At 40.9% G+C, this 13037-nt stretch carries 14 protein-coding genes and 1 pseudogene; 1 reads left to right on the top strand and 14 read right to left on the bottom strand.

What is annotated here, in order from left to right:
* Nucleotides 1–33 precede the first annotated feature (33 nt).
* The 14 genes and pseudogenes from PLX19_RS16665 to PLX19_RS16730 form a co-directional block, all read right to left on the bottom strand.
* Nucleotides 34–732 (bottom strand): YwmB family TATA-box binding protein, encoded by a 699-nt coding sequence (locus tag PLX19_RS16665; protein ID WP_272189925.1) that lies wholly within the window; start codon nt 730–732, stop codon nt 34–36.
* 70 nt (nt 733–802) lie between these two features.
* Complete coding sequence (locus PLX19_RS16670) at nt 803–1039, bottom strand: DUF1146 family protein (protein WP_020061457.1); 237 nt, start codon at nt 1037–1039, stop codon at nt 803–805.
* Between the two features lie 129 nt (nt 1040–1168).
* Complete coding sequence (gene nuoN / locus PLX19_RS16675; RefSeq protein ID WP_272189926.1) at nt 1169–2689, bottom strand: NADH-quinone oxidoreductase subunit NuoN; 1521 nt, start codon at nt 2687–2689, stop codon at nt 1169–1171.
* Between the two features lie 7 nt (nt 2690–2696).
* Nucleotides 2697–4199, bottom strand: coding sequence for an NADH-quinone oxidoreductase subunit M (locus PLX19_RS16680; RefSeq protein ID WP_272189858.1), 1503 nt, complete (start codon nt 4197–4199; stop codon nt 2697–2699).
* Nucleotides 4196–6061, bottom strand: coding sequence for an NADH-quinone oxidoreductase subunit L (gene nuoL, locus PLX19_RS16685; protein WP_272189859.1), 1866 nt, complete (start codon nt 6059–6061; stop codon nt 4196–4198). The genes PLX19_RS16680 and nuoL overlap by 4 nt, the downstream gene beginning before the upstream one ends.
* Nucleotides 6062–6090: 29 nt before the next feature.
* Nucleotides 6091–6405 carry an NADH-quinone oxidoreductase subunit NuoK gene (gene nuoK, locus PLX19_RS16690; protein ID WP_272189860.1) on the bottom strand — a complete coding sequence of 105 codons (315 nt, stop codon included), beginning with the start codon at nt 6403–6405 and terminating at the stop codon, nt 6091–6093.
* Nucleotides 6398–6922, bottom strand: coding sequence for an NADH-quinone oxidoreductase subunit J (locus PLX19_RS16695; protein WP_272189861.1), 525 nt, complete (start codon nt 6920–6922; stop codon nt 6398–6400). The genes nuoK and PLX19_RS16695 overlap by 8 nt, the downstream gene beginning before the upstream one ends.
* Nucleotides 6919–7338: an NADH-quinone oxidoreductase subunit NuoI gene (gene nuoI / locus PLX19_RS16700; protein WP_020061451.1), complete on the bottom strand. Its 420-nt coding sequence runs from the start codon at nt 7336–7338 to the stop codon at nt 6919–6921. The genes PLX19_RS16695 and nuoI overlap by 4 nt, the downstream gene beginning before the upstream one ends.
* A gap of 22 nt (nt 7339–7360) precedes the next feature.
* Nucleotides 7361–8362, bottom strand: coding sequence for an NADH-quinone oxidoreductase subunit NuoH (gene nuoH / locus PLX19_RS16705; RefSeq protein WP_272189927.1), 1002 nt, complete (start codon nt 8360–8362; stop codon nt 7361–7363).
* A complete protein-coding gene (locus PLX19_RS16710; protein WP_272189863.1) occupies nt 8362–9462 on the bottom strand; it encodes an NADH-quinone oxidoreductase subunit D in 1101 nt (366 codons plus the stop codon). Before PLX19_RS16710 ends, nuoH begins: the two co-directional genes overlap by 1 nt.
* 3 nt (nt 9463–9465) lie before the next feature.
* Nucleotides 9466–10617, bottom strand: a complete 1152-nt coding sequence (locus tag PLX19_RS16715; protein ID WP_272189864.1) for an NADH-quinone oxidoreductase subunit C — start codon at nt 10615–10617, stop codon at nt 9466–9468.
* Nucleotides 10614–11132, bottom strand: coding sequence for an NADH-quinone oxidoreductase subunit NuoB (gene nuoB, locus PLX19_RS16720; RefSeq protein WP_020061447.1), 519 nt, complete (start codon nt 11130–11132; stop codon nt 10614–10616). Before nuoB ends, PLX19_RS16715 begins: the two co-directional genes overlap by 4 nt.
* Nucleotides 11123–11491 (bottom strand): NADH-quinone oxidoreductase subunit A, encoded by a 369-nt coding sequence (locus tag PLX19_RS16725; RefSeq protein ID WP_272189865.1) that lies wholly within the window; start codon nt 11489–11491, stop codon nt 11123–11125. The genes nuoB and PLX19_RS16725 overlap by 10 nt, the downstream gene beginning before the upstream one ends.
* A gap of 283 nt (nt 11492–11774) precedes the next feature.
* Nucleotides 11775–11987, bottom strand: a pseudogene (locus tag PLX19_RS16730) (DUF975 family protein); the annotation flags it as partial.
* A 356-nt stretch (nt 11988–12343) separates the two neighbouring features.
* Between PLX19_RS16730 and PLX19_RS16735 the strand changes: the two are divergent.
* A complete protein-coding gene (locus PLX19_RS16735) occupies nt 12344–12787 on the top strand; it encodes a MarR family winged helix-turn-helix transcriptional regulator (protein ID WP_272189928.1) in 444 nt (147 codons plus the stop codon).
* Nucleotides 12788–13037 lie beyond the last annotated feature (250 nt).

Here is a 13037-nt window from a genome sequence, read left to right on the forward strand (position 1 = left end):
TTATTCCCCTCCGTGTCCTTTTTTCACATCTATTCAATACTCAGAAGTTATGATCGGTGTGCCAACCACAATTGTATTCTTGTTGTTCGTAGAACGTATTGCTATTTGCACATTGATTTTCTCTTTATTTGTTGAAAGAGCGTCATTCCACTTTTTATTATATGCGGAGACTGACACAAATGCTCTTTCTTCTATTTTTTCAATCGTTGTTGCTGAAAGATCTTTCAAAACTTCATTTGCTCTATCTTGCAAAACACCTTCAATCTTATCACTGAGCACACCTTGAATACAAGTATAAATTTTTGGTTTTGTATCAAAAATTTTAATCGTTTTATCTGTATATTTTGGATCCCATTTTGTTCCGCTCAATTCATATATAATGAAAGTGTTTTCTTTAGTATTTTCCATTGTCCACGTAACTACTAGTCTTTCTTCATAAGAAGAAAACTTTTTTTGCGCGGTTGCTTTATAGCCATCTTTAGATTGCTCAATTTCCCATTCTGTTACATTTGCATGTTCCTTCACTTGACTCAATAACTTTTCAAACGTATGTATATCGGAAATTGTCTTTGTTTCCCTTGCTAACCAAGACCAACGCTGAACATCAGCACCGTTCTTTTTTAAAGCAGTAATCATACTTTCCATTTTTCCCTGATCGCTCACAGGTTTCATTTCTCGATATCCAACTAAAAATATAACTACACTCAGGACAATCAACATCATGGCTTGCATTTTTTTCACGTTCATCCCCTCCTAGTCCCCATTGTTGACGGAGAAGGATGGTTCTATACGTTGTACTTTTTTACTTTACAAGGTACGTTAAACTCTTTGAATAGCCTAAGTAATCAAGGAAAAAGTTACTTACAGATGTACCGATGGCAATCGTTACAAGAATAAGAAGCACCCTCGTTTGCATAACTTTCCCTGGCTTCATTAATCGTTCTAGATGAAGACCTTGCAGCGCCCACCACGTGATAGTAATAAACAGTAAATGCGACACAATTGCAATGAGTGCTTGTTGCCCTAAAATTTGTGCCATAACCAATCAACCCTCCTGCTCAAACGGGAAGCTGCCCGTATGAACCAGACTTTCTTACTACTCATGTAGTAAACGAAAATTTACCAAAATAAAAAGTGCAGAGTTTAGGCTCTACACTTTCAGTTTGTACTATTGTACCATGTTCCCAAGAAAGAAGAAATCCTTCATCAATGGAAAATAATTATAAAAGAAATTGTAACCGCTTGCTGGTAATATACCAAGTACAACTGTTGCAATCGCGCAAATACTTACAACGACTTTCAAGTTAACCGGAAGAACAATGCGCTCTTCACTTTCTGCCCGTCGAAAAAACATTTGCTGTAAAATGCGAAAATAGTAAACGAATGAGATAACCGTTGTTCCCATCATAATCGAGGCTAGTATGTAATGAGTTGGCTGGACGATAAAGGCCCCTAAAAAGATGTTAATCTTCCCGATAAATCCAGCTGTCCCAGGAATACCAGCTAGTGACAAAATAAAAATCGTCATCATAGTCGCAAGAAATGGTGATCGTTTATACAAACCAGCAAAAGCGGAAATATTTCCCTGCCCTGTTTGTAAGATTATCCCGTGGATAATTGCAAATGCTCCGATATTCATCAGTACATAAGCAAACATATAAAACCACATACTATCTATAAGAAATGGCGACATGGCAACAAGTGGTACGAGTAAATAACCAGCATGCGCCACTCCCGAATACGCAAACATTCGCTTTATACTGCTCTGCTTTAAAGCAACGCTATTTCCAACAATCATCGTTATCCCAGCAAGAACAGCGATATAGATGCTCATATTTCTAAATAGTGATGTTGTCTCATTTTGCACAGGAATAGCTGCGAAAATGATTAAGAAAATGCGCACAATCATTACAAACCCAGCAATTTTCGATACAGTTGCTAAGAATGCCGTAACAGGCGTTGCTGCTCCTTCATACACATCAGGTGCCCACATATGAAATGGGACAGTTGCAATTTTAAAAGACAACCCGACAAAAAGCAGGATAAACGCAAGCGACAGTAAAAGTTGTATATCACCGCTCACACCTTGCACGAACAAACGCTGCATATCTAAAATATTTGTTGAGCCTGTCAGTCCGTACAAATAGCTCATTCCAAACAACGTAATTGCCGTAGAAATACCACCGTTTATGACATACTTCATTGCCGCTTCATTCGAATATTTATGCTCCTTACGAATGCCGACTAAAATGTACGAAGACAATGACAATAACTCAAGACCAATAAACAGTGTAATAAAATCACTACTAGATGCCATAAACATCGCGCCAAGAAGCGCCGTTAAAAATAAGTAATAATATTCTCCTCGATCTTCAATCGGCTGCTTATCATCATCGCTCATCGCAAGAAGTAATACAAGAATGCCACCGAGCAATAAGAGTGTTTTAAATGCTTTTGAAAATCCATCTAATATAAAAGATCCGTCTAATATCTCTCCGGCTGGTGCACCGTACAATGTAACGAGCGCCACAAGTGCAAGTATGACCGTCCCAATTGCCCCGTATGCTAAATTTCGGCGCTGAAACGTTTGTTTCGCAAACAGATCTAGAAGTGATAGAAGAATAGCCCCGCCAAGCAGGATGAATTCCGGCGTCATGAAATGCCATGATAAGCCTAGTAATGTTTTCATATCCATTCTACCTACCTCCTAACGATTGTAATGTGTCACGAAGCGGTTCACCCAGCACATCCGGCAAAATACCGATGATTAGAATACAAACAAGCAAGGTTATCACTGGAATATACTCCAATCCGTGTAGATCACTCTTCGCCTCGCATTCGCTTTTTCCAAATATAACTTGCATAGCTGCCCGGAGTACGTACACGGCTGTTAAAATAATTCCAATCGCCCCAATTGCCGCTAATACCCTGTGCTCTTGAAACAAGCCAAGAAATGCGAGAAATTCACTCACAAAGCCAGACATTCCAGGAAGTCCAAGCGAAGCCATACTTCCCGCTAACAAGAATCCACTAAGCACCGGTACTCGCTTCGCTAAGCCGCCAAGCTTTGTAATGTCAGAAGTATGAAAGCGCTGCTCGATTATACCAAGCAAGAAAAATAACAACGCCGCAATTAAACCGTGGGAAACGACTTGAAACAATGCCCCCTTCATTCCCGCCGCGTTCAGCGCAGATAGACCGATTAGTACAATTCCCATATGCGAAATACTGGAATATGCGAGCACCTTCCGGAAATCTGTTTGAACAAGCGCTAAGAGTGCTCCGTACAACAAGTTGATAACGCCTAAAACGCCTAAAACAACCGCGAACGTTTCAAACTGCTCTGGGAAAAGTCCCATTCCAAAGCGAACAATCCCGTATGCTCCAATCTTTAAGAGAACACCTGCATGCAGCATGACTACCGCCGGGTGCGCCTCTACGTGGACATTTACCATCCAGCGATGCAGCGGAAAGACTGGAAGTTTAATCATGAACGCAATCATAATTGCTATAAATAAACCAAGCTGCAAGGAGTTAGACAGTTCACCAACGGTTGTCATTTCTTTTCCTGCTAAAACAGCTTGCAGCTCTGCAATATTTGTTGTACCTGCTCTTGCGAATAAAATGGAAAAGGCAATGAGTAAAATCGCTGAACCGATGCCGTTATAAATTAAATAGCTGTACGCCGCTTTTTCACTGCTAAATTTGCCCCATTTCCCAACAAGTAAAAACATAGCTGGCAATGTAATTTCAAAGAACACGAAGAACAGTAGCAAGTTTTCCGCTGCGAAGACGCCAAGCATGCCGACTTCAAGCATAAGCAAGAGCATGTAAAAACCTTTTACGTGCTTTGTAACGGAAAAGGCCGTAATAGCTGCCAAAGTCGCCAATAATGCCGTCAGAAACATCATGACGAGCGAGAAGCCATCAATGCCGAGTTCGTAATAAATGGTAAACAATTCTTTCTCTACACTTGGAAATTTTCCAAATTGAATCCACTTTACCTTTTCTGCAAACATCGTTAAACTTTTTCCCGATGCATATGTACTTACGATAAAGAGCGCGGAGCCAAGCGGAAGTAATGTTCCAAGCAAACCAACCATCCTCGCCGCTCTTTCCTCTTTCTTCGGTACAAATGCCAGCAGGATGATACAAAGAAGCGGGGAGAAAATGAAGAAAGATAATAGAAAGGAACTCATTGTCCATACCCCCCTGTCAATAACAGAATCATTACGAGCGCGGCTAAGCAAACCGCTGTAACCGTGCCGTACATTTGCACTTGCCCGTTTTGGAGTTTCGAGCCAATCGTACTTACACCTTTTACGCTGCAGCTAATAAGCTGCATGATCCCTTCGACAATATACGTTTCAAAGAAATATAGAACATATGCAATTCCTTTCACGAGCGGAAGCACCGTTACACTATACAATTCATCAATATAATATTTCTCCTTGAGCAAGCTATACATGGCCGTATTCTTCCCGCCAAGCCAATCACGGGAAATGGTACGTTTTCCATATATCAAATACGCTAAACCAATCCCAGCCAATGAAACGATCGTTGCCACAATCATAATCCAGGCGGGGCCATGAACCTCTCTCACTTGAATCGCCGCGTCCTCTGTAAGCCAATCCCCAAGAAACGTTCCGAACCAAGGTGTATTCACATAACCAGCCACGATTGCTAGAATGCCAAGAACCATCATTGGCACTGTCATTACCTTTGGAGACTCATGCACATGTTTCTGCTCCCCGCGCGCCTCTCCCATGAAGACAAGGAAGTACAAGCGGAACATATAGAAAGCAGTGAAGAAAGCTGCGACTACCGCTAGGACGAATAAACCGTAATTGCCGCGCTCCCACGTCGCCGCTAAAATTTCATCCTTACTAAAGAAACCAGAAAATAATGGAACACCGCTAATCGCAACCGTTCCAATTAAAAACAATAAGCCGGTCACTTTCATCTTCTTAAACAGGCCGCCCATTTCTTCTATGTTTTGCGTATGCAGGGCATGAATGACGCTGCCGGCCGCTAAGAACAATAAAGCCTTGAAGAAAGCATGCGTCGTTAAATGAAACACACCCGCCACGTACCCAGCAGAACCGAGCGCGAGCATCATATAACCAAGCTGACTTACCGTGGAGTAGGCTAATACACGCTTAATGTCCGTTTGCACGATACCAATAGATGCTGCAAAAATTGCTGTAATACCGCCAATAACCGCAACAGTCTGCATCGCTGCTTCGCTCGCTGCGAAAAGCGGGAACATAGTAGCAACTAAATATACCCCAGCAGCAACCATCGTTGCCGCGTGGATCAGCGCTGATACCGGCGTCGGACCTTCCATCGCATCTGGAAGCCACGTATGGAGCGGAAACTGACCTGACTTCCCCATTGCGCCGACGAAGATTAAAATCGCCGTCAATGTAATCATCGTTCCAGAAATTTCTCCAGCTTGTACGGCCTGAAAAATGACATCGTAATCAAAGCTGCCAACTTGCCAGAATAATAGAATCATCCCGATAAACAAGCCGATATCACCGATCCGCGTCATAATAAACGCTTTTTTCGCAGCAGCCTTTGCTGCTTCTTTAAAGAAATAGAAACCAATCAATAAGAAGGAACCGAGTCCTACTAACTCCCAGAATATATAAAGTTGTAATAAGTTAGTCGAGATGACAAGCCCCAGCATCGCAAATGTAAACAACCCTAAGTATGCATAAAAGATATGGAGTCTTTCATCGCCGTGCATATATCCCTTCGAATACATATGAACGAGCAAACTTACAAGTGAGACAATAAAGAGCATTAATACGTTTAATGCATTTACTTCGAAGCCAAAAGAAATGTTTATATCCCCAATTTGAAGCCAAGTCCATTGCTGCTTTACCGTTTCTGATGATAGCCGTTCTATTAATACAACTACCGCACCCGCAAATGAAAGAAAAGTAAGCAAGATACCAACCCAGCTACTTCCTTCTTTTAGCTTCTTGCCAAATATCACGAGTAAAACGAAAGACACAAGCGGGAAAAGCGGTATTAGCCATGCATAATCCATCATGAATTTCTCCCCCCTTTTTGGTCATCACCTTAATGCTTTAACGAATCCATTTCATCTGTATTAACAGTTGCGCGGTTTCTATATAAAGCAATTAAAATCGCCAAACCAACCGCTGCTTCAGCTGCAGCAACGGACATTGTGAACAATGCAAAAATTTGTCCCTTTAAATTTGGAAACATCCCTAATTTACTAAAGGCAACTAAATTTAAGTTCGCCGCATTTAACATAAGTTCAATACAAACCAATACAATTACTGTATTACGCTTCGTTAATGCTCCAAATAAACCGATGCAAAACAGTATAATCGCAAGCGTCAGGTACGCAGAAGCTGGAATACTATTCATGCGAATCCTCCTTTTTCTCGCCCTTCTTCGCAAGTACAATTGCTCCCACAAGGGCAACAAGTAATACAACAGAGGTTAACTCGAAAGGTATTATATATTTCGAATACAACAATTCTCCGATCTGACGTGTATTTTGTTCATGAAGTAGTGAACCGCCTTGAACACGTCCACTCTCAAAATCGACGTTATTCACCGCAAAATACATTACCGCACCGAAGATTACTACAGCAAGAAAAACAATGAATTTACGAAAGCCAAAGCGTAATTCTTCTTGATCATTATGCTTCGTTAACATAATGCCAAAAATCATAATAATTGTAATCGCACCGGAATAAATCAAAATTTGGACAACCCCGACAAATTCTGCTGATAACATGAAATAAAGCCCGGCAATACTAAGGAATGTAAATACTAGAGCGAGCATCATATGCATCACTTTCGTTAAGTTCAGCATAAGTACACCGCCCATGATCGCAAGCAGGGCTAATGCTAAAAATGCTACTAACTCGCCGCTCATGCTTTATTCTCCCTTCTCACATGTTGATCATTTTCATCAAGCCACTGTAAGTTTTTAAATAAATCATCTCGCGAATATTCGGCCAGCTCAAAGTTATTTGTCATCACGATGGCTTCTGTCGGGCAAACTTCCGTACAAAGATCGCAAAGAATACAAATTTCAAAATTAATATCATACGTATCAATGATTTTCCCTTTCTTCTCTGGATCTGGGTGCTTTTTCCCTGTTAGTTGAATGCAGTCTGTCGGACAAATATTTGCGCATTGATTGCACACGATACACTTTTCCGGATAAAACTTTTGAATACCGCGAAAGCGATCTGGGAGTGGTAGTGGCTGATTTGGATAGTCGTACGTTACTTTCTTCTTACTTAAATTGCTAAGTGTATACTTTAAACCTTTAAATAATCCCTTCATTGTACTCCTGCCCCCTTTTAGATTAGAAGAACAATTCTTTTATCAATGCTGCTAAGAAAATATTCGCAAGTGCTACCGGCAGTAATACTTTCCAGCCAAACTCCATTAATTGATCGCCTCGTATACGCGGGAACGTTACGCGGAACCAAATCAACAGAAAGACAACCGCACTAAATTTGAGCGCGAACCAAACAGCCCCTGGAATAAACGCTAGAAACGGAATTGGCTGCCAACCTCCTAAAAATAGCACTGTCATAAGCGATGCCATTCCGAAGAAATACACATACTCAGAAAGCATAAAGAACGCCCAGCGAAATCCCGAATACTCCGTGTGATATCCAGAGACGAGCTCCGATTCGGCTTCCGGTAAATCAAACGGCGTTCGGTTCAATTCAGCAACAGCCGCGATTAAAAAAACGATAAAACCAATTGGCTGCACGAAAATGTACCAAACCCCTTCTTGCGCCTCTACAATATCATTTAAATTTAAGCTGCCCGTTAGAAGGACAACCCCGATTACGCTCATCACAAGTGGAATTTCATAGGAGATCATTTGTGCTGCGGCGCGCATTCCGCCAAGTAATGAATATTTATTGTTAGACGCCCAGCCCCCAGTTACAACACCAATTGTCGTAATACCTGAGACTGCAATGTAATACAGTAAGCCAACGCCGATATCGGCAAACTGCAACTTATCTGTAAACGGAATGACCGCTAGTACCATGAATGCCGGCGCAAACGCAATGACCGGTGCTAATATGAAGAGCGGTTTATCGGCCAATTTCGGAATCGTATCTTCTTTTAACAAAAGTTTTAACACGTCTGCCACTGTTTGCAGGAGTCCAAAACGACCGCCCACTTGATTCGGCCCTATACGTCCCTGCATAAACCCCATTACTTTTCGTTCTGCTAAAATCCCATATGTAACAAAGCCAAGAACGACAAACAATAACAACGTTGCCAATCCGAAAAAGATAAGAAAATTCGTCCAGCTTGCGGGTGACTCCAAGAGGTTTTGTATCATCACCCATCAACCTCCCCAAGTACAATATCAATGCCGCCTAAAATTGTAATTAAGTTTGCGATATTCTCGCCTTTCAAGATATGCGGTAAGATTTGCAGATTATAAAAAGATGGGCGACGGAACTTTAAGCGATACGGTTCTTTCTTTCCCTCACTTGCAATGTAACAGCCAATCTCGCCGCGCGGTGACTCAATTCGCACGAATGCTTCACCTTTTGGTGGTTTAATAATCTTTGGCACCTTCGCTAAGATTGCTCCTTCCTTTGGAAACTGCTCTACCGCTTGTTCAATAATTTTCAGCGACTCTTCAATCTCCTCCATTCGGCAAACGTAACGATCCCAAGCATCACCCACTTTACCGACAGGAACATCAAACTCAAATCGGTCATAAATAGAGTACGGCTCATCTTTACGAAGATCCCATTTCACACCTGTGCAGCGCAGGTTTGCTCCGCTTAACGAATATTGCAGGGCGTCCTCTGCCGAGTAAGTACCGACTCCCTTTACTCGATTTAAGAAAATTTCATTGCCGCTCACAAGGTCGTGGTACCCCTCTAGCTGCTCTCTCATATAAGGAACAAATCCCTGCACTTTTTCAATCCAGCCGTCCGGCGCATCCCACTTCACCCCGCCCACACGCATATAATTAAACGTTAAACGCGCTCCGCATAATTCGTTCAGTAGGTTAATAATCATCTCGCGTTCGCGAAATGCATATAGAAATGGACTGACAGCTCCAATATCAAGCAAATTGGTTCCCCACCAAACAAGGTGACTCGCCACGCGCCCAAGCTCCATTGCAAGTATGCGCAAATATTCAGCACGCTCCGGTATTTCCAGCCCCATCATCGTCTCCACTGCGTGACAAATGACATAATTATTTGTCATTGCCGCTAAATAATCCATTCGGTCTGTGTATGGAATAATTTGCGTATACTGCAAACTTTCCGCAATTTTCTCTGTACCACGGTGCAAATAACCAATTACAGGCGTAGCTTCCTTAATGATTTCCCCATCAATTTTAATAACGAGCCGAAATACACCATGGGTACTCGGATGCTGCGGTCCTACATTTAAAAGCATTTCTTCTGTACGAATCATGTTTTACACCCCCGCATCAAAAGGCTCATAATCTTTTCGTAGTGGATGGCCGATCCAATCATCAGGCATCAAAATACGCCGTAAATTTGGATGTCCTTCAAACACAACGCCAAGCAAATCATATGCCTCGCGCTCCGGCCAATCAGCCCCGCTCCAAAGTGGTACAATTGAAGACACTTTTGGCTCGTCCCGGTCAAGCTTTACTTTCACCGCTACAGATCGCTTCTTACCGTATGAAAATAAATGCACATACACTTCCATATGCGTAGCAAAATCTGTTGCATGCAATTCTGACATATAACTAAATACCAATTCAGGATCTTTCTTTAAAAGCTCCATCACTTCATAGTAATGCGCTACTTTCACAACGAGCGTTGGAACATCCTTAGACAACCTATTAATATAGAAATCTTCCAGCACACCTTCGCCAAATTTCGCTATAACCGCCTGAACATAGGCATCTAAATACGGCTGATTTTGCGAAGGTTTTTCTACTTTTTCTTCTTCCTCTTTCTTTCCTCCAGCAGCGCGGGCCTTTGCTGCAGCTACTGCTTTCGCCTTTGCAACCGCAATTGCTTTTTCTTTCTCCGCATCTATGTTTCCGCCTTCAGATTGCTTCGCTAACGCGGCCGCTTTTGCTTTTGCTGCTGCAGCTGCTTTTGCCTTCGCGGCGGCGATTGCTTTTTCTTTCTCACTATCTTCCGAATCTGATTCTTTTTCCTTTTCCTTCTGCTTCGCTAGTGCGGCCGCCTTTGCTTTTGCTGCTGCAGCTGCTTTTGCCTTCGCGGCGGCGATTGCTTTTTCTTTCTCATTATCTTCTGGATCTGATTCTTTTTCCTTTTCCTTCTGCTTCGCTAGTGCGGCCGCCTTTGCTTTTGCTGCTGCAGCTGCTTTTGCCTTCGCGGCGGCGATTGCTTTTTCTTTCTCATTATCTTCTGGATCTGATTCTTTTTCCTTTTCCTTCTGCTTCGCTAGTGCGGCCACCTTTGCTTCTGCTATATCGATTTCACTCTCACTTGATAGCGCTTTCTCTTTTTCTTCTACATGATGAACTTCATTTTCCTGACGTGCCGCAAGCCTTTTTTTTGCTTCTTCCTTTGCACGTCTTGCCGCTTCTTTCTTCAGATCATCTATATTTTTATCTTGATCGCTCATTTATTCGTCACCTGCTTTCCTGTCTTTGCTTCGTAACGAATTTTTTCTTTTAATTTATTAATCCCGTAAATTAAAGCTGCTGGATTCGGCGGACAACCAGGAATGTATACATCCACCGGCACGATTTGATCTACTCCCTTTACAACAGCATATGAATTTACATACGGTCCACCCGCCGTTGCACACGATCCCATTGCAATGACCCACTTCGGTTCTGGCATTTGATCATATAAACGCCGAACAATAGGGGCCATTTTTTTCGTAACCGTTCCAGATACAATCATGACATCCGATTGACGCGGGGATGTACGGAAAAACGAACCAAATCGATCTAAATCATAATGTGAAGAACCTACTCCCATCATCTCAATTGCACAGCATGCCAATCCAAATGTCATTGGCCATAATGAATTGCTGCGTGCCCAACCTTTTACTTGTTCAAGCGTCGTGAAAAATATATTTCTTTCTAACTCAGCGCGTTCCTGTGGATGAATATCTTCAAAATTTATAGCCATTGTAACACCTTCTTTTTCCAAGCATATGCAAGACCAATGAGTAGCATAATAACAAAAATGAGCATTTCCACTAATGCAAATAACCCCAGTTCGTCATACGCTACCGCCCACGGATATAAAAACACAGTTTCCACATCAAAAATGACAAAAAGCAATGCAAAAATATAATAGCGGGCATGGAAGCGGACGTTTGCATCATGAAATGGCTCAATTCCACTTTCATATGTTGTTTTCTTCGCTGCACTTGGTTTATGTGGACGTAGCAATTTCCCCAAGGTGAGTGCTACAACCGGTAACAATATACCTAATAGCAAAAAAATACTGACAATCATATAACTATTTTCATATACATTTACCATTGTGAAACTCTCTCCCCCTCATAAAAACAAGTTCACTCAGTACACGTTATGATTCATTTGCATCATTTATTATTTTTTAATTTTTCTAAATAATGCAATTATAGATATTATAGCAAATTTCAAATTCTTATGTCGATACATTGAAAAAAAGAAAAACCAAGTAACCAGAGGAAGACTTTCCCTTACGTTACTTGGTGTACAGTAATTGTAACTAATTTCATTCTCATAAAGTGAAACTTTAATCAGTAGGGGGTTCTTCATCCCCCACTGATTAAAAGCCCTCACCAAGCGTTAACGGACCGATAATAAGCATCGCCACAATACTTACTGTAATAGAATCCTTTGCCTCTTTCCACCCCCAAAACATTGAAAAAGCACCTGTAGTTGCTAACTCCACAGCACCAATAAGAATTCCGATTAATAAAGTCGCTCCTACCGCTAATCCCCATCTTCCTCTTAATGCATCAAGTGCTTCTCTTTTTAATTCGCTGATCATATATAACCTCCTAATACTCTAAATGATACTATTATATATATTACATTTATTTCATAATAATCCTAAATTTAGGTTAATAATATCTCCCTTTTGATATATTTTGATAAAAATGAGCCATTGTAAATAGCAAGTCATAACAAAATTCTAACCACGTTACTTTTTTCTCTTCCATTTTTAACACTCCTTTTCATACAAAACGTAATGGTAAACAAGTATAACATTTACATTTATCAGTTTAATTATAAACCGATTTTATCTAGGAAACTTATAACAACGTCACGTACCGACTATAAGCCTTGACATTCTATCAGTTTAGTCATAAATTCAATGTAAAAATGAAAGAATTAGGTGACATGATGAAAGAAACTGCAAGCAATCCTTCCTTATCTAAACAAGAGGAACGTCTCGGTTTAATGTTATGGTTCCGTCTCTCAAGAGTATATAACCAAAGTATTCGCGAATCGAATCAACACTTAAAAAAATGGAATCTATCGGTAGCCCAGTTTGACGTCTTAGTTCAAGTCGGTTCCCATGAAAAATTGTCTCAACAAGAATTAGCAGATAAGCTTTTTGTTACGAAAGGCAATATTACGCAACTGTTAAGCAAAATGGAAGGATTGGGATTCATTAAACGCGAGCAAGAATGGAAAACAAAATACCTTTCATTGACTGAAAAAGGAAAAAAATTATTTCATGAAGTGGTTCCAAGTCAAGAGCACTTTCAGGTAGCACAATTTTCTAAGTTGGATCATGAGGAAAAAAAACAACTTTTAGATTTACTTAGGAAAGTTCAAAAATAACCATTATTTACGGGAGGGAGATTTTATGGATGATGAATGCAAACGTTATCCAGGGAAAGATATCGATATGTTTTTTAACACTGAAATATGTGCACATGCAGCAAAATGACTCAAATATCGATAACATAGTTATAAAGGTCCGATTTCCCTACACTTTGGAACAATCGGGCTTTTTTTATTGTGTGAGCAAATATATTTTGAGTATACTATTCCCTTTAAAAAAATGACATACTATAACATGACATCTAAC

This window comes from Bacillus sp. BP-3 (assembly GCF_028401955.1).
Lineage (GTDB): Bacteria > Bacillota > Bacilli > Bacillales > Bacillaceae_G > Bacillus_A.